The 17,967-nt window shown below is 70.9% G+C and carries 13 protein-coding genes; 10 read left to right on the forward strand and 3 right to left on the reverse strand.

From position 1 onward, the window contains the following. Positions 1-147 precede the first annotated feature (147 nt). Positions 148-2,826, reverse strand: a complete 2,679-nt coding sequence (gene alaS / locus ACLBYE_RS16680; RefSeq protein WP_447695022.1) for an alanine--tRNA ligase — start codon at positions 2,824-2,826, stop codon at positions 148-150. 229 nt (positions 2,827-3,055) lie between these two features. Between alaS and ACLBYE_RS16685 the strand changes: the two genes are divergently transcribed. The 5 genes from ACLBYE_RS16685 to ACLBYE_RS16705 all read left to right on the forward strand — a co-directional run bounded on the left by ACLBYE_RS16685 (position 3,056) and on the right by ACLBYE_RS16705 (position 7,631). After that, positions 3,056-4,222: a transglycosylase SLT domain-containing protein gene (locus tag ACLBYE_RS16685; RefSeq protein WP_056531990.1), complete on the forward strand. Its 1,167-nt coding sequence runs from the start codon at positions 3,056-3,058 to the stop codon at positions 4,220-4,222. A 120-nt stretch (positions 4,223-4,342) separates the two neighbouring features. Beyond that, positions 4,343-4,939 (forward strand): NepR family anti-sigma factor, encoded by a 597-nt coding sequence (locus ACLBYE_RS16690; protein ID WP_447680222.1) that lies wholly within the window; start codon positions 4,343-4,345, stop codon positions 4,937-4,939. Between the two features lie 73 nt (positions 4,940-5,012). After that, entirely contained in the window at positions 5,013-5,942 is a 930-nt protein-coding gene (locus ACLBYE_RS16695) for a transglutaminase family protein (protein ID WP_447695023.1), read from the forward strand. A gap of 75 nt (positions 5,943-6,017) precedes the next feature. Next, a complete protein-coding gene (locus ACLBYE_RS16700; protein WP_447695024.1) occupies positions 6,018-6,836 on the forward strand; it encodes a transglutaminase-like domain-containing protein in 819 nt (272 codons plus the stop codon). Between the two features lie 147 nt (positions 6,837-6,983). After that, positions 6,984-7,631 carry a L,D-transpeptidase gene (locus ACLBYE_RS16705; RefSeq protein WP_447695025.1) on the forward strand — a complete coding sequence of 216 codons (648 nt, stop codon included), beginning with the start codon at positions 6,984-6,986 and terminating at the stop codon, positions 7,629-7,631. Positions 7,632-7,745: 114 nt separating this feature from the next. Here the strand turns inward: ACLBYE_RS16705 and ACLBYE_RS16710 are convergent, their stop codons facing one another. Further along, on the reverse strand, positions 7,746-8,081 hold the full coding sequence (locus ACLBYE_RS16710) for a hypothetical protein (protein ID WP_447695026.1): 336 nt from the start codon (positions 8,079-8,081) through the stop codon (positions 7,746-7,748). A gap of 129 nt (positions 8,082-8,210) precedes the next feature. After that, the gene (locus ACLBYE_RS16715; protein ID WP_012322487.1) at positions 8,211-8,699 is read right to left on the reverse strand and encodes a phasin; all 489 of its coding nucleotides are present in this window, start codon (positions 8,697-8,699) and stop codon (positions 8,211-8,213) included. Between the two features lie 259 nt (positions 8,700-8,958). On the opposite strand from ACLBYE_RS16715, the gene ACLBYE_RS16720 reads away from it, so the two are divergent. From ACLBYE_RS16720 to ACLBYE_RS16740, 5 genes are all read left to right on the forward strand, one after another. Next, positions 8,959-11,562 carry a PAS domain-containing protein gene (locus tag ACLBYE_RS16720; protein WP_447695027.1) on the forward strand — a complete coding sequence of 868 codons (2,604 nt, stop codon included), beginning with the start codon at positions 8,959-8,961 and terminating at the stop codon, positions 11,560-11,562. A 262-nt stretch (positions 11,563-11,824) separates the two neighbouring features. Beyond that, complete coding sequence (gene acs, locus ACLBYE_RS16725; protein ID WP_447695028.1) at positions 11,825-13,771, forward strand: acetate--CoA ligase; 1,947 nt, start codon at positions 11,825-11,827, stop codon at positions 13,769-13,771. 135 nt (positions 13,772-13,906) lie between these two features. Further along, a complete protein-coding gene (locus ACLBYE_RS16730) occupies positions 13,907-14,278 on the forward strand; it encodes a DUF485 domain-containing protein (RefSeq protein ID WP_024828004.1) in 372 nt (123 codons plus the stop codon). Beyond that, positions 14,275-15,957 carry a cation acetate symporter gene (locus ACLBYE_RS16735; RefSeq protein WP_447695029.1) on the forward strand — a complete coding sequence of 561 codons (1,683 nt, stop codon included), beginning with the start codon at positions 14,275-14,277 and terminating at the stop codon, positions 15,955-15,957. The genes ACLBYE_RS16730 and ACLBYE_RS16735 overlap by 4 nt, the downstream gene beginning before the upstream one ends. 294 nt (positions 15,958-16,251) lie before the next feature. Then, on the forward strand, positions 16,252-17,886 hold the full coding sequence (locus ACLBYE_RS16740) for an MFS transporter (RefSeq protein WP_020092885.1): 1,635 nt from the start codon (positions 16,252-16,254) through the stop codon (positions 17,884-17,886). The last annotated feature ends 81 nt before the right edge of the window (positions 17,887-17,967 follow it).

The raw sequence follows: 17,967 nt of genomic DNA on the forward strand, positions 1-17,967 counted from the left end.
GCGCGGCGCAGGACCCGCGAGGGGGGCCGCGGTGTTCGCCCGGGGCCGGAGCGGGCGCGGAGCCCTCTGGAGGCGACCGCGCCGGTCTCGCGGAGGACGTTCGGGCCGCGCCGGCGACGGTGCGGCCCTTTCGCTGCCCGTCGCGCCTCAGGCGGCCTCGGTGAGGGCCTGCGCGACGGCGTCGAGGGCGGCCTCGGCCCCGGCCCCGTTCGGGCCGCCGGCCTGCGCCATGTCGCGGCGGCCGCCGCCGCCCTTCCCGCCGAGCGCCTCGGCCCCGGCCCGGACCAGCCCGACCGCGTCGTAGCGCGCGGTCAGGTCGTCGGTGACGCCGACCACCAGCCCGGCCTTGCCGTCCGGACCGATGCCGACCACCGCCACGATGCCGGAACCCAGGCGCTTCTTCTCCTCGTCGACGATCGGCTTGAGGTCGCGCATGTCGAGCCCCTCGATGACGGAGCGGCGGAAGGCCACCCCGCCGATCTCGGTCTGCTGCGCGCCAGAGCCCGGGCCGCCCTCGCCGCCCATGGCGAGCTTGCGACGGGTCTCGGCCAGCTCGCGCTCCAGGCGCCGCCGGTCCTCCATCAGCGCGGTCAGGCGGTCGGGCGCCTCAGAGACCGGCGCCTTGAGGATACCGGCGAGCCCCGCCAGCGTCCGGGCCTCCTCGGCCCGGTGACGGCGCGCGGCGTCGGCGGTCAGCGCCTCGATCCGGCGCACGCCCGCGCCCACCGCGCTCTCGGCCACGATGGTGATCGCCCCGATATCGCCGGTGCGCGCGGCGTGGGTGCCGCCGCAGAGCTCCACGGAGAAGTTCTTGGCGCGCGGCTGCGCGGCGTCGCCGTCGACCGGCAGCCCCATCGAGACCACCCGCACCTCGTCGCCGTACTTCTCGCCGAACAGCGCGCGGGCGCCCGACGCGATCGCGTCGTCCACGGCCATCAACTTCGTGACGACGGGCGCGTTCTGCAGCAGCACCGCGTTGGCGATGTCCTCGACGCGGCCGAGCTCGTCGGCCTCGATCGGCTTCGGGTGGCTGATGTCGAAGCGCAGCCGGTCGGGGCTGACCAGCGAGCCCTTCTGGGCGACGTGGTCGCCCAGCACCTGCCGCAGGGCCTCGTGGAGCAGGTGGGTGGCCGAGTGGTTGGCCCGGATCGCCCTGCGGCGGGCGTTGTCGACCTTCAGCTCGACCGGCTGGTCGAGGCTCACCGTCCCCTCTTCCACGGTGACGTGGTGGACGAACACGTCGCCGAGCTTCTTCTGGGTGTCGGTCACCCGCGCCCGCACGCCCGGCGCCAGGATCAGGCCGGTATCGCCGACCTGGCCGCCCGATTCGCCGTAGAACGGCGTCTGGTTGACGAGAACGAGGCCGGTCTGGCCCGCCTCGAGGGCCTTCACCTCGGCGCCGTCGCGCAGGAGCGCGGTCACGATGCCCTCGGCGGTCTCGGTCTCGTAGCCCAGGAACTCGGTGGCGCCGACGCGCTCGCGCAGGCCGAACCACACCGTCTCGGTTGCCGCCTCGCCCGAGCCCTTCCAGGCCTCGCGGGCCGCCTGCTTCTGGCGCTGCATCGCGGCCGCGAAGGCGTCGGTGTCCACGCCGATGCCGCGGGCCTTGAGGGCGTCCTGCGTCAGGTCGAGGGGGAAGCCGTAGGTGTCGTAGAGGGTGAAGGCGGTCTCGCCGGAGAGCTTGTCGCCCTCCCGGAGGTCGCGGCTCTCGGCGTCGAGGATCGACAGGCCCCGCTCCAGGGTGCGGCGGAAGCGGGTCTCCTCCAGCTTCAGCGTCTCGGCGATCAGGCTCTCGGCCCGCATCAGCTCCGGGTAGGCCTGGCCCATCTCGCGCACGAGGGTCGGCACGAGGCGGAACATGGTGGGCTCGCGGGCCCCCAGGATCTCGGCGTGGCGCATGGCGCGGCGCATGATCCGGCGCAGCACGTAGCCGCGGCCCTCGTTGCCCGGCAGCACGCCATCGGCCACCAGGAAGGAGGCCGCCCGCAGGTGGTCGGCGATCACCCGGTAGGACGCCATCGTGGCCGGCTCCGGCGCCCGCGAGACCGCGTGGGCCACGGCGTCGATCAGGGCGCGGAACAGGTCGGTGTCGTAGTTCGAGTGGACGCCCTGGAGGATCGCCGCCATGCGCTCCAGGCCCATGCCGGTGTCGATCGACGGCCGCGGCAGCGGGTTCCGGACGCCCGGCTCCAGCTGCTCGTACTGCATGAACACGAGGTTCCAGAACTCGAGGAAGCGGTCGCCGTCCTCGTCCGGCGAGCCGGGCGGGCCGCCCTGCAGCGCCGGGCCCTGGTCGATGAAGATCTCCGAGCAGGGGCCGCAGGGGCCGGTATCGCCCATCTGCCAGAAATTGTCGGAGGTCCCGATCCGGATGATCTTGTCGTCGGAGAAGCCGGCGATCTTCTTCCACAGGCCTGCGGCCTCGTCGTCGTCGGCGTAGACGGTAACGAGGAGCTTGTCGGGCTTGAGGCCGAACTCCTTGGTGATCAGCGTCCAGGCCAGCTCGATCGCCCGGTCCTTGAAGTAGTCACCGAACGAGAAGTTGCCGAGCATCTCGAAGAACGTGTGGTGGCGCGCCGTGTACCCGACATTGTCGAGGTCGTTGTGCTTGCCGCCGGCCCGCACGCATTTCTGCGCCGTCGTCGCCCGGTCGTAGGCGCGCTTCTCCATGCCGGTGAAGACGTTCTTGAACTGCACCATGCCGGCGTTCGTGAACATCAGCGTCGGGTCGTTCTTCGGCACGAGGCTCGAGGACGGCACGACCTCGTGGCCCGCCTTGGCGAAGTAGTCGAGGAAGGTCGACCGGATCTCGTTGACGCCGCTCATCGGGGCTGACTCTGGCAGTACGGACGGGAAAGGGCGGCCGCGCGTCATCCGCCCGGCGCCCGCATGGCGCCCTCTTAAGGAGGGATGCCGCGCGAGTCACGGGCGGCCTGCCCCGAAATCTCCACGGGACGCCGCAACTCGGCCACAAGCGCGGCCGTGTTGTCGCCACATCTGTCAAGCGATGGTGAGTCCGTAGCGCCACAGCGGCGTGTGGAGAGTCGGGATAACGATGCAGGGCCGCACGGTCGGATCGCCGAGGACCATCACCGGCAAGCAGGGCCATTTCGGCTCGGGCCGCGCCGACGTGATCGCCGCACAGCCCATGCTGGGCCGTGCCCATGGCAGCCGCCCCGCGCTGTTCCGCTCCCTGCTCACCGTCTCGATGATCGCCGGCGGCCTCAGCGCTGCTCTGATCGGGTCGGGCGTGGACCTCGCCAAGGTTGGCCTGTCGCCGGCCGTGTCGGTGGCGGAGGCCGCCACCGAGCTCCCGATGCCGCGCCCGCGCATCCACACCGTCGCCCTCAGCACCCCGCTGGAGCAGACGCCGCTGCGCGCCGCCGCGAGCTTCGCCCCGGTGCACGACCTCGACACCGAGCTCGGCTCCAACACGGTCGACCGCGTGTCGTACGACTTCCTGCTCTCCGAGAGCGCCGTCGGCGACCCGAACGACATCCTCGAGTTCGGCCCGATGAAGATCCGGCGCCACCTCGTGCAGACGATCGTCCGGGCGGCCCAGGCGGTCCAGACCGATCCGGTGCTGCTGATGGCGGTGGCCGACAAGGAGTCGAGCTTCGTCACGGCGGTCCAGGCCAAGACCTCCTCGGCGACGGGGCTCTACCAGTTCATCGAGCGGACCTGGCTCGGCGTGGTCCGCGACTTCGGCGCCAAGTACGGGCTGGAGAAGGACGCCGCGCTGATCACCTCCGACGCCAACGACCGTCCCGTGATCACCGATCCGGCGGAGCGCGCCCGGGTGCTGGAACTCCGCCGCGACCCGTACCTCTCGGCGCTGATGGCCGGCGAGATGCTGAAGCGCGACGCGGCCCGCATCGCCCTGCGCATCGGCCGCGAGCTGACCCTCGGCGAGGTCTACCTCGCCCACTTCCTCGGGCCGGACGACGCCGAGGAGTTCCTCGCCAACGTCGTGAACAAGCCGGCCGCCGCCGCGGCGGCCCTGCTCCCGGGCCCGGCCCGGGCCAACCGCTCGATCTTCTTCGCCGCCGGGCGCTTCGTCGGGCGCGGTCGCCACCGCAAGCCCCTGAGCCTGTCGGTCGCGCAGGTGCACGAGAAGTTCGAGGCGATGATGAGCACCCGCGGGACGCGCTACCAGAACGTCCGCCAAGTCTCTGGAATCATGGCGTATGCCGACGCCGACGCCGGGCTCGCCACGCAGTAACGGCTCTGTGACGCCGGGCGGGATTCCGAACGCCCGGCGCAACCAGCGGCGGATTGCCGACTTTCCTCCTTCGAGCGCCGCATCCTCGGGCGGCGCGGAAGTCGACTTCGGGGGGAGTCCTTGAAAAAGCACCAGACGAGCGCACCCCTGCCGCTCACCGATACGCTGTCACCGGGTATTCCGCTCGATCAGATCGGTCAGAAACTGGCGTCGTTCTACGATGATCTGGTCACCGAGGGCGTGCCCGAGCATCTGGCGGCCCTGGTCCGCCGCGTCCGGCAGAACGAGGGCGACGAGACCGCCCCGGGCGCGCCGAGCGTCGTGGCGGCCGAGGCCGGCCCACCGCGTCTCGCGCTCGTCGTGGAGGACGACCCCGAGATCCGCGCGCTGGCCGAGACCCTCTTGGAGGAAACCGAGCTCGACGTCGTCGGCTGCGACAGCGCCGAGGCCGCCCTGTCGGTCCTCCAGGCGCGCGGGGGCGACGTCGCCCTCGTCTTCGCCGACGTGCGGCTGGCCGGCGAGATGGACGGCCTCCAGCTCGCCCGCGCGGTGGCGACCCTCTGGCCCCGGGCCCGTCTGGTGATCACCTCGGGCCACGGCATTCCCCGGCCCGAGCTGCCGGCCGAGGCCGTCTTCATCGCCAAGCCGTGGCGCCCCCTCGACGTGCTGGTCGAGGCCGAGCGCGCCGCCGCCGACCCGGCCCCGCCGGTGGTCTGAGGCATTCCGCGCGGCCGGGCCCGGCCCTTGCATCGCCGGTGACCGCGTCGGCGCGAGCCCGGAGCCTGCGACCTTGCCGATCCTCTCCGTCCGCCACCGCACGGTCTACCGGTACCGGCGTCCGGTCGCCTTCGGCGAGCACCGGATCATGTTCCGGCCGCGCGACAGCTACGATCAGCGGCTCATCGCGGCGACCCTCGACATCGCCCCGGAGCCGGCCACCCTGCGCTGGCTGTTCGACGTGTTCGGCAATTGCGTGGCGGTCGCGACCTTCGACACCCGCGCCGAGACCCTGACCTTCGACTGCGGCATCACCCTCGACCACACCCCGGAGCACGCGCCGGTCTTCCCGCTGGCGCCGCACGCGACCCACTACCCGTTCGGCTACGGGGCCGAGGACATGCCGGACCTCGCCCGCTCCATCGAGCGGCAATGGCCGGACCCGCGGCACGAGGTCGATGCCTGGGCGCGGAGCTTCCTGCCGCCGCAGGGCCGCATCCCGACGCAGGAGCTGCTGGCCGCCATGACGCGCAGCGTGCGGGCGAACTTCACCTACCTCGCCCGCTCCGAGAAGGGCGTGCAGGACCCGTTGACGACCCTGCGCACGAAGCTCGGCTCGTGCCGGGACTTCGCGGTGCTGATGATGGAGGGCGTCCGGGCGCTCGGCATGGCCGCCCGCTTCGTCTCCGGATACCTCTACAACCCGCGCAACGACCGGGCGCGCCACGTCGGCGGCGGCTCCACCCACGCGTGGCTGCAGGTCTACCTCCCGGGCGCCGGCTGGGTCGAGTTCGACCCGACCAACGGCATCGTGGGCAATCGCGACCTGATCCGGGTGGCGGTGACCCGCGATCCGGCCCAGGCCGTGCCCCTGCACGGCTCCTTCTTCGGCCTCGCCAGCGACGATCTCGGCATGCGCGTCGACGTCGACGTGGTGGAGCTGCCCGCCGACGGGCCGGCGGCCCGAACCGTGCAGGGGCCGGAGACGTCCCTGGCGCGTTGAGTTCGCGCGCACCCGGACCCGGAACGAGCGTGCGTGGCGACTCCGCGCGGACGGCGACGAGAGCAAGGTGGCCCGATGAAGATCAGGACCGGTTTCGATATCGCCTTCACGCTGTCGCAGCCGACACCGATGATCCTGATGCTGAGCGTCCATCCCTCGCGGATCGACGACGTGCTGACCCCGCACGCGATCGGGTTCGATCCGCCGCTCGAGGCGCGGACGTACCGGGACGGCTTCGACAACATCTGCCACCGCATCATCGCGCCGCCCGGTCAGCTGACGATCGCGGCCGACTTCACGGTCCAGGATTCGGGCGAGCCCGATCCGGTCGTGCCGGACGCCCGGCAGATCCCGGTCCAGGACCTGCCCGACGACGTCCTGATCTTCCTCCTGGGCTCGCGCTACTGCGACACCGACAAGCTCTCGCAGACCGCGTGGTCCCTGTTCGGCGGCACGCCGGAGGGCTGGAGCCGCGTCCAGGCGATCGTCGACTACACGCACGAGCGGATCCGCTTCGACTATCAGCGCGCCGACGCGACCCGGAGCGCGCACGACGCCTTCATGCAGCGCGAGGGCGTGTGCCGGGACTTCGCCCACCTGGCGATCACCCTGTGCCGGTGCATGAACATCCCGGCGCGCTACGCCACCGGCTACCTCGGCGATATCGGCGTGCCGAAGGACCCGGCGCCGATGGACTTCTCCGCGTGGTTCGAGGTCTTCCTCGAAGGGCCCGAGGGGCCGCGCTGGTACACGTTCGACGCCCGCCACAACCGGCCCCGCATCGGCCGCATCGTCATGGCCCGCGGCCGCGACGCCACCGACTGCGCCATCTCGACGAATTTCGGCTACGCGCACCTCGCGCGCTTCGACGTCCACACGGACGAGGCCCCCTGAGCCGCGCACGCGTTCGTGATCTCGCGCACCGCACGGCCAAGCCGACCTGCGTATTCCGCCGGACAGCAAATTCCGGGCGGAAGTATGGAACTGCCCGCCCATGCTCACGCTTGTAATGGCAAAGGTTATTGCACAGGTAGGCCACTCATGAAGACCACGGTCACCGCACTCGCCGCGCTCCTCGGCGTGTCTGTTCTTGCCGCCACGCCCGTCCTCGCCGCTTCGTCGTACGATCCCTTCGGCACGGATAATGCCGACGAGTACTACTCCGATCAGGGACAGTACGGTTACCAGGGCTCTTACGCCCCGGGCTACGGCCAGGGTGTGCAGGCCGCGCCGCAGGCGCAGGTCCAGCCGATCCCCCGCGAGATCGTCGCGTTCAACGGGCCCTACGCGCCCGGCACGATCGTGGTCTCCACCGCCGAGCGGCGCCTGTACTACGTGCTCGGCAACGGTGAGGCGATCCGCTACGGCGTCGGCGTCGGCCGTCCGGGCTTCAGCTGGAGCGGCACCAACAAGATCACCGCCAAGCGCGAGTGGCCGTCGTGGACGCCCCCGAAGGCCATGATCGCCCGTCGTCCCGACCTGCCGCGCTACATGGCGGGCGGCATCGAGAACCCCCTCGGCGCCCGGGCCATGTATATCGGCAGCACCGAGTACCGCATCCACGGCTCCAACGAGCCGGACACGATCGGTCAGGCGGTCTCGTCTGGCTGCATCCGGATGACCAACGACGACGTCACCGACCTGTACGAGCGCGTGAAGGTCGGCGCCAAGGTCGTCGTCCTGAACTGAGGGCGCGGCGCGGGATCACCCGCGCCCTTGGCCCGCCTGTGCCGCACGGGCCGCGTCATCCCACCCGGGGGGCGCGGCCCGTCGCGTGTGCGGTCGCCTGCGCGGGGCCGCGCCTCAGGGAACGACGCGGCCGACGGCCGTCTGCGGCGGGCTAAACGAGGCGATCGGCATGTCGCAGAAGCAGCGCACGCCGAGGGGCCGCGGGCCCGGCAGCGGGCAGGAGAACGGCTTCGGGCCGGTGATCCCCTGCTGGACGGCGTCGCAATTGTAGCCGACCGGGGCGCGCTGCGCCCGGCGCGGGACCGGCCGGTAACCGCCGTCGTAGCCAGGATCGTCGTAGTACTGGGCGAAGGCCGCGCCACTCGGAGCGACGGCGGCGAGCGCCAGGGTGGCGACCGCCAGACGGAGAGGTCCACGCAGGCCGGATCGGCCGGAAACAGTGAGGCGCATCCCTGAACCCTTCACTCGGCGCGGACTCAACGCGTCCGCCCGGCGGCTCTCGGCGGCAATACCGGCGAAAACGAGACGGCCCGCCCCCGGATCGGGAGCGGGCCGCGGCCCCGTTCGTCGGTGCGAGCCTCAGTGCGACGCGCGCTCGGCGGCGTCCTGGGCGTTCTGGGCCGTCTGCTTCGCGGCGTCCTGGCCCTGCTCCATGGCCTTGCGGGCCTCGTCGGCACCCTGCTGCATCGCCGACTTGGCGCGCTCGGCGCCCTGCTGCATCGCGCTCTGCGCGAGGCCGCTGAACTCCTTCGCCTGGGCCTGGATGGCGGCGAACTGGCTGCGGACGAACTCGGCCTGGTGCTGCATCGCCTCCTGCATGTCCCGGGAGCGGACGAGCTTCTGGGCGAGGTCGAAGGCCGCGTTCACGTTCTGCTCGGCATACTCGAAGCCGCGCGAGGACGCGTCCAGCGCGTTGGAGCGCGCCAGCTCGGCCGAGCCCTGCACGGTGTCGGCGGTGCGGCGAGCCGCGCCGATGAAGCTGTCGAACGCCTTCCGGGCCTGCTCGACGCTCTTCTCGGCGAAGTCGCGCATCTCGGCCGGAACTTCGTAGTTCGGGGGGTTGCTCATACGTCGTCTCCTCTCTTCATTGGCCTGTGGATGGCGCTTTGTGCGGTGCACAATAACTGATTCGCCGCCATATGCCACCCGCGCTCACGGCGTTAAGGTTGACATAACGTAAACGTGTGACGGTTGCGCCGAGAGTCCAGCGCCGCGGCGCGGGGGAGTTTACAATAGGGCTACGGTCGCGCGCGTTTCTCGGGCAAAGCGGGACCGTGGAGCGTCAGGATCGCGTTAGGGTTCGAGGTCGCGGGCTTTGGAGACGACAGTGACACCGACGGCCGCTGCAGCCCCGCCCGGGCTGGGGACTGCCTTCGCGACCTGGGAGCGCCTGCCCGCGCTGGCGGCCGCGCTGGGCGCGCGCGACGCCGTGCATCTCGTGATCGATCCGTCGGAGGCCCGGATCCTGTCCGCGTCCGAAGCTGCGGCAGGTCTCGCCGCGGTTCTGGACGGCCCGGCCCTCGCCGACCTGACCCGGCAGATCGCGAACGCGGTGGCGGGCGACGCCGCGCCCCGCCTCGCGCGCCTGCGCCTCGATGTCCGCCGGATCGCGCCGCCGGTTCTGTGCTGGCTGGCGCGCGGCGCGCAGGCCGACGGCCGGCCCGCGATCCTCGTCGTCCCAACCGCGCCGGTGGCGACTGGCCGCGCGCGTCCGATCCGCCCGGTCGATCCACCGGTCGACGCGACCGCCGGGCATCCCGTGGCGGCGCGGGTGCTTCTCCAGGAGCCGCAATCTCAGGAGCCGCAATCTCAGGAGCCGCAATCTCAGGAGCCGCAATCGCCTCCGGCGACGCCGCTCCGGCGCGACGACCGCTTCCTCTGGCGCCTCGATGCCGCGGGCGTGCTGACGACCCTCACAGGCCCGGAGGCGCTGGCGGGTCTGGTCGGGCAGCGCTGGCAGGACCTCGCCGAGAGCGGGCGCCTCGCCGGCGCCGACGCCGTGCTGGCGGCCCTGCGCGACCGGCGCACCTTCCGCGGGGAACCGGCGGTCCTCGATGGCGGCACCGGGGCGTTTCGGGTCGACCTGTCCGGGGCCCCGCTGGGTCGGGGCGACGCGGCCTTCTCGGGCTTCGGCGGCTTCGGCCTGATCCGCGGCGCCCCGGCCGGCAGCCCGAGACCGGTCGCGCCGCCGGAGCCGACCCCGGAGCGCGTTCCCGAGCCCGTGCCCTCCGCGACGCCGGAGCCGGCAACGTCCGAGGTTGCCGAGCCCGCTGCTGGCCCGGCCGGGACCGGCGACGCCGCGATCCCTGCCGCGGTCGAGGCGGATCCCGTCGCCGCGCCGCTGTCGAACGACGAGCACGCCGCGTTCCGCGAGATCGCCCGCGCGCTGGGCGCCCGCTACGCCGGTGACGAGGCCGGATCGGGGTCGCCCCGGACCGCGGGCGGGGCGGTGATGCCGTTCCCGGCGCCGCAGGCCGGTCCGGCGGAGACCGGCGCGACCGCCGCGGAACCCGAAGTCGAGACCGGGACGGTGGAGGCCGAGCCGGTCGCCGAAGCGCCGCCGTCCACGGAATCCGATCTTCTCGGCGGATTGCCGGTGCCGGTGCTGGTCCATCGCGGCGGAGCGATCGTCGCGGCGAACCGCGCCTTCCTCGATCTGACCGGCCATCCCGACCTGCCGAGCCTCGCGCGCCTCGGTCTCCCGGGATTGCTGCCCGGCCTCCCCCCGACGGGGACAGCCGACCCGTCCGCGCGCCGGACGACCGTCGCGACGGCCGACGGCGGCGCCCGTCCCGTCGAACTCCGGGCCGGCGCCCTCCCCTGGTCGGGCGCGACCGCGACCTGCCTGGTCGTGCGCCCGGTCGAGGACGCCGACGTCGCCGACGCCCTCACGGCCGAGCGCCTCGCCCGCGCCGCTGAGACCGAGCGGACGGCCAGAGCCGAGGCGACTCTGGACGCGCTGGACACGGGCGTCGTCACGGTCGACGGGGCCGGGCGCATCGTCGCGCTGAACCGCGCGGCGGCCGGCCTGTTCGGCTGCGATCCGCGCGAGATCGTCGGCAGCAGCTTCGTCACGCTCTTCGACCGGGAGAGCGTCCTGACGGTCGCCGATGCCCTGAGGGGCACCGCCCCGGGGCGGCGGATCGTGCGCATCGACGGCGCTCCGATGTCGCTGATCGTGGCGGCGACGGCGGGCCGGCGCGTGGCCCAGATCGCCCGAGCCGAGGACGAGGCCCTCGCGCGGAGCGCGGAGGGCGGCCCGGAGCCCGCGCCGGGTCGCGCCGATGCCCTCGACCGGCTCGGCTGCGCCGTCCGCGAGCCCGTGTCCGGGATCGTCGACCTCGCCGGCGCGATGCTGAAGGAACCGTTCGGCCCGCTCGGGGACGCGCGCTACCGGGGTTGCCTCGCCGAGATCAAGGCCTCGGGCGAGGCGATGCTGGAGCGCGTCGGGAAGCTCCTGGACCTCGCCGCCGTCGAGGCCGGCGCGCTGCAGCTAGAGCCGCGCGCCCTCGACCTCAACGACGTCGTGGCGAGCTGTGTCGCCCAGCTGCAGGGGGAGGCGGCGCGGGGGCGCATCGTGATGCGGACGAGCTTCTCGACCGATATCGGCGATCTGGAGGCCGACGAGCGTTCGGTCAGCCGTGCCGCCAGCTTGGTGATCGAGAACGCGATCCGACGCTCCACGGCCGGCAGCCAGATCATCGTGTCCACCGGGTCCGCCGAGCGGGCGGGGATCGCCGTGCGGGTGCGCGAGACCGGTGCCGGCCACGCGCCGCGGGCGGCAGCGCCGCAGGGCGATGTCGAGGACGGGCTGGCGCTGCCGCGCGCGCTCGTGGAGGCCAATGGCGGGCGCCTGCAGCTCTCCGCCCGACCGGAAGACGGCACGCTCGTGGAGATCATCATGCCCGCGCGGCGGGCGGCCAACGGCTAGGGGCGAGCGCGGGCCCCCGGGAGCGGAAACAGAGGGCCGCCGGTGACAGCGGCCCCGGGCGCGCGCGCTTGACAGCGCAGCATCGAAGCCCCAATCAGCCCTTACATTGCGCCCAATCTATTCACGGGAATTGAGCTGCGCAGGAGTGCGCCAAACTGCGATGATATCGTCATCGTAGATTGGCGGCTACGTTACTTTGGAAGTCCTGGCTGCGCGGCGGAGACCGCGATACGATCGGGCGCCAAAACAGGGATGGGACGCCATGGTAGGCAAGGTGATCGAGGTTCAATCCGCGTGGCGCGAGGGTGCGCACGTGGACGATGCCAAGTACCGGGAGATGTACGCGGCTTCGGTCGCCGATCCCAACGCGTTCTGGGCCGAGCACGGCAAGCGCATCGACTGGATGAAGCCGTTCTCGACGGTGAAGAACACCAGTTTCGAGCCGGGCAAGGTCTCGATCAAGTGGTTCGAGGACGGCAAGACCAACGTCGCCCATAACTGTGTTGATCGCCATCTCGAGACCCGCGGCGACCAGACCGCGATCATCTGGGAAGGCGACAACCCCGACGAATCCAAGCACATCACCTACCGCGAGCTGCACGCGCAGGTCTGCCGGATGGCCAACGTCCTGCGCAACCGCGGCGTCGGCAAGGGCGACCGCGTCACGCTCTACATGCCGATGGTGCCGGAAGCCGCCTACGCGATGCTCGCCTGCGCGCGACTCGGGGCGATCCACGCCATCGTGTTCGGCGGGTTCTCGCCGGATTCCCTCGCCTCGCGCATCCAGGGCTGCGGCTCCAAGGTGGTGATCACCGCCGACGAGGGCCTGCGCGGCGGCCGCAAGGTGCCGCTGAAAGCCAATGTCGACGAGGCGATCAAGCGCCTCGGGACCGACCTCGTCGACCACGTGATCGTCGTGCGCCGCACCGGCGGCAGCGTCGCCATGGAGGCGGGCCGGGACGTCTACTACGACGAGGCCGCCGAGCAGGTGACGGACGAGTGCCCCGCCGTGGCGGTGGAGGCCGAGCACCCGCTCTTCATCCTCTACACCTCGGGCTCGACCGGGCAGCCGAAGGGCGTGGTGCACACCACCGGCGGTTACCTCGTCTACGCGTCTATGACGCACGAGTACGTCTTCGATTACCGCGAAGGCGACGTGTACTGGTGCACCGCCGATGTCGGCTGGGTCACGGGCCACAGCTACATCGTGTACGGGCCGCTCGCGAACGGCGCCACGACGCTGATGTTCGAGGGCATCCCGACCTACCCGTCGTCCTCCCGCTTCTGGGAAGTGGTCGACAAGCACAAGGTCAACATCTTCTACACGGCGCCGACCGCGATCCGCTCGCTGATGGGCGGCGGCGAGGGCCCGGTGAAGAAGACCTCGCGGCAATCGCTCCGCGTGCTGGGCTCCGTGGGCGAGCCGATCAACCCGGAAGCCTGGGAGTGGTACTACAACGTCGTCGGCGACAAGCGCTGCTCGATCGTCGACACGTGGTGGCAGACCGAGACCGGCGGCATTCTGATCACCCCGCTGCCGGGCGCCACCGCCCTGAAGCCGGGCTCGGCGACCCGGCCGTTCTTCGGCGTGAAGCCCGAGATGGTCGACGCCGAGGGCAAGGTCCTGGAGGGCGCCTGCGAGGGCAATCTCTGCATCGCCGATTCCTGGCCGGGCCAGATGCGCACGGTCTACGGCGACCACGAGCGCTTCGAGCAGACCTACTTCTCGACCTACCTGGGCAAGTACTTCACCGGCGACGGCGCCCGCCGCGACGCGGACGGCTACTACTGGATCACCGGCCGGGTCGACGACGTCATCAACGTCTCGGGCCACCGGATGGGCACTGCCGAGGTCGAGTCGTCCCTGGTCGCCCACCCGAAGGTGGCCGAGGCCGCGGTGGTGGGCTACCCGCACAACGTGAAGGGCCAGGGCATCTACGCCTACGTGACCCTGAACGACGGCGAGGAGGGCGACGACGCCCTGCGCAAGGAGCTCGTGACCTGGGTCCGCAAGGATATCGGGCCGATCGCCTCGCCGGACCTGATCCAGTTCGCGCCCGGCCTGCCCAAGACCCGCTCGGGCAAGATCATGCGCCGGATCCTGCGCAAGATCGCCGAGGACGATTTCAGCTCGCTCGGCGACACCTCGACGCTCGCCGAGCCGGCTGTCGTCGACGACCTGATCGAGAACCGGCAGAACCGGGGCTGATCGCACCCGCGCCGCCCCGGCGGCGCGGGCTCGGACTTGGGCGGGTGCCGGGGCGGCGCCCGCTCTCAACAAGAACCACGACTCTCAACGCGAAGAACCGGGGGGCCGGAGCAGGCCCTCGCGGGAGGAACACCCATGAGCGGCACGACACTGAACACCCGAGGGCGCACGGCGCCCCCGGGAACACGCCCACGCGAGATCGCCGCCGATCCGCAGGTCGAGCGGATCGCCCGAACTCCCGAGTTCCAGCAGCTCGTTCATGAGCGCACCCGCTTCGCCTGGATCCTGACGATCCTGATGCTGGTCGTCTATTTCGGCTTCATCGGCTTGATCGCCTTCGACAAGTCGCTCCTCGCCGTGAAGGTCGGCGGCACCGCCTCCCTCGGCCTGTTCGCGGGCGTGTTCGTGATCCTGTTCGCCTTCGCGCTCACGGGGGTCTACGTCGCGCGGGCCAACACGCGCTTCGACGCGCTGAGCGAAGCCCTGAAGCGGAGCGTGGCCCGATGAACCGCCTCCTTCTCGGCCTGACGCTCGCCACGATCGTCGCGAGCGCCGCCTACGCGGCCGGCCCGGATCTCGGTGCCGTCGCGCAATCGGCCACGAACTGGCCGGCCATCCTGATGTTCCTGTTCTTCGTGCTGCTGACGCTCGGCATCACCTACCGGGCCGCCAAGGGCACCAAGTCGGCCGCCGACTTCTACGCGGCGGGCGGCGGCATCTCGGCCGGCACCAACTCGCTGGCGATCGCCGGCGACTACATGTCGGCGGCCTCGTTCCTCGGCATCTCCGGCCTCGTCTACACCTCGGGCTTCGACGGGCTGATCTACTCGACGGGCTTCCTGGTTGGCTGGCCCATCGTGCTGTTCCTGATCGCGGAGCGCCTGCGCAACCTCGGCAAGTTCACCTTCGCCGACGTGGCGAGCTTCCGGCTCGACCAGACCGCGATCCGCATCATCTCGGCGGTGGGCACCCTGGTGGTGGTGGCCTTCTACCTGATCGCCCAGATGGTCGGCGCGGGGAAGCTGATCCAGCTCCTCTTCGGCCTGCCCTACCTCTACGCGGTGATCATCGTCGGCGTCCTGATGATCGTCTACGTCGCCTTCGGCGGCATGAAGGCGACCACCTGGGTGCAGGTGATCAAGGCCTGCCTGCTGCTCGGCGGCGCGACCTTCATGGCCGGCGCGGTGCTGCTGAAGTACGGCTTCAACCCGGAAGTGCTGTTCGCCAGCGCCGTTCAGGTCCACCCGAAGGGCGACGCCATCATGGCGCCGGGCGGCCTCGTGTCGAACCCGGTCGAGGCGATCTCGCTCGGCGTCGGCCTGATGTTCGGCACCGCCGGCCTGCCGCACATCCTCATGCGGTTCTTCACGGTCTCGGACGCCCAGGCCGCCCGCAAGTCGGTGTTCTACGCCACCGGCCTGATCGGCTACTTCTACATCCTGACCTTCATCATCGGCTTCGGCGGCATCGCGCTGCTGATGTCGGACCCGGTCTACTTCAAGCTCGGGCCGGCCGGCGCCTTCGACAAGCTGAAGGACATGATCGGCGGCACCAACATGGTGGCGGTGAATCTCGCCAACGCGGTGGGCGGGCCGTACTTCCTCGGCTTCATCTCCGCGGTGGCCTTCGCGACGATCCTCGCGGTCGTCGCCGGGCTCACGCTCGCCGGGGCCTCGGCGATCAGCCACGACCTCTACGCCCAGGTGATCGCCCGCGGGCGCACCACCGAGAAGCACGAGGTCAACCTGTCGAAGATCTCGGCCGTGGTGATCGGGATCGTGGCGATCTACCTCGGCTACGTGTTCGAGAACCAGAACGTCGCCTTCATGGTCGGCCTCGCCTTCGCGGTGGCGGCGAGCTGCAACTTTCCGGTGCTGGCCATGTCGATCCTCTGGCGCGGCACCACTACCTGGGGCGCGCTCGCCGGCGGCCTCGTCGGCCTGCTCGCGGCGGTGATCATGGTGGTGCTGTCGAAGGCCGTGTGGGTGACGACGCTGGGCAACCCCGCCCCGCTCTTCCCCTACGACAACCCGGCGCTGTTCTCGATGCCGCTGGCCTTCGCGACGATCTGGGTCGTCTCCCTCGTGGACAAGTCCCGCCGGGCCCAGCGCGAGCGGGCCGCCTTCGAGGCGCAGTACGTGCGCTCCGAGACCGGCATCGGGGCGGCCGGCGCGCACGCGCACTGACGGTCTTCCCAGGCCTCGAACGGGTGGAGGGCGCGGCGCGAGCCGCGCCCTTCGTCGTTCCGGTGACAACTCGGTGCGCGCCCGTGTTGATGGGGGTCTTCACGATCGCTTTACCTGTTGACCGCCCCGTTCCGTGCGATAACGCATAGGTGATCTGCGCCGTGCGCAGAACCGCCCGGGAATCGGGCCGGTGAGGGGGCGATCCGTGTCGCGGGAAGCCCGAATGCGTCTGGGAGGACCTGTTTCATGGCTGTGGCAACCGCGAGTGCGCGGACAGGGGACGCCGCGAGGCCGATGACGTCGGCCGAGAAGCGGGTGATCTTCGCGTCCTCGCTCGGCACCGTGTTCGAGTGGTACGATTTCTATCTCTACGGCTCGCTGGCGGCGATCATCGGCGCGCAATTCTTCTCGGCCTACCCGCCGGCCACGCGCGACATCTTCGCCCTGCTGGCCTTCGCGGCCGGCTTCATCGTCCGCCCGTTCGGCGCCCTCGTGTTCGGCCGCGTCGGCGACCTCGTCGGCCGCAAATACACCTTCCTCGTCACGATCCTGATCATGGGTCTGTCGACCTTCATCGTCGGCATCCTGCCCAACGCGGCGACCATCGGCATCGCGGCCCCGATCATCCTGATCGTCCTGCGCCTCGCCCAGGGCCTCGCGCTCGGTGGCGAGTACGGCGGCGCGGCGACCTACGTGGCCGAGCACGCCCCCAACGGCCGGCGCGGCTTCTACACGAGCTGGATCCAGACGACCGCGACCCTGGGTCTGTTCCTGTCGCTGATGGTGATCCTGGCGACCCGGACCATCACCGGCGAGGCCGCCTTCGCCGAGTGGGGCTGGCGCATCCCGTTCCTGGTCTCGGTGCTGCTGCTCGGCATCTCGGTCTGGATCCGCCTCCAGCTCTCCGAATCGCCGGCCTTCCAGAAGATGAAGGAGGAGGGCAAGACCTCGAAGGCGCCGCTCACAGAGGCGTTCGGCCAGTGGCGGAACGCGAAGTTCGCGATCATCGCCCTGTTCGGGCTCGTCGCCGGTCAGGGCGTGGTCTGGTACACGGGCCAGTTCTACGCGCTGTTCTTCCTGCAATCGATCCTGAAGGTCGACGGCTACACGGCCAACCTGCTGATCGCGTGGTCGCTGCTCTTCGGCACCGGCTTCTTCGTGGTCTTCGGCTGGCTGTCCGACAAGATCGGCCGCAAGGTCATCATCCTGGCGGGCTGCGCGATCGCGGCGGCGACGTTCTTCCCGATCTTCAAGGGGATCACCTCGACGGCCAACCCGAAGCTCGAGGCGGCGATCGAGAACGTGAAGGTGACGGTGACGGCCGATCCGGCCGCCTGCGGAACCCTGTTCAACCCGGTCGGGACCCGGGTGTTCACCCAGCCCTGCGACCTCGCCCGCGACTTCCTGTCGAAGTCGTCGGTTCGCTACTCGACCGCCCCCGGCGCGGCCGGCCAGCCCACCACGATCCGGGTCAACGACACCGAGATCCCGTACCCGCAGGGCGGCAACGTCGAGGCCAACAAGGCCACGACCGCCGCGCTGCAGGCCGCGGGCTACCCGAAGGCCGGCGACCCCGAGATCGTCAAGATGTCGAACCCGTTCGACATCTTCCGGCCGCAGGTCGCGCAGGTGATCGGCCTGCTGTTCATCCTCGTGCTCTTCGTCACGATGGTCTACGGCCCGATCGCCGCCATGCTGGTGGAGCTGTTCCCGACCCGGATCCGCTACACCTCGATGTCGCTGCCCTACCATATCGGCAACGGCTGGTTCGGCGGCCTCCTGCCGGCGACCGCCTTCGCCATGGTGGCCCAGACCGGCGACATCTATTTCGGCCTCTGGTACCCGATCGTCATCGCGGTCGCGACAGTGATCATCGGCGTGTTCTTCGTGCCGGAGACCAAGGATCGCGACATCTTCGCCGACACCTGATCGGCGCGAGCCGGCCGGACCGAGGTCCGGCGCGTGTCAGAGACGCCCAGGCAGCTCACGCTTCCCGCGCGTTCCCCCCTC

Source organism: Methylobacterium sp. A52T (assembly GCF_053346095.1).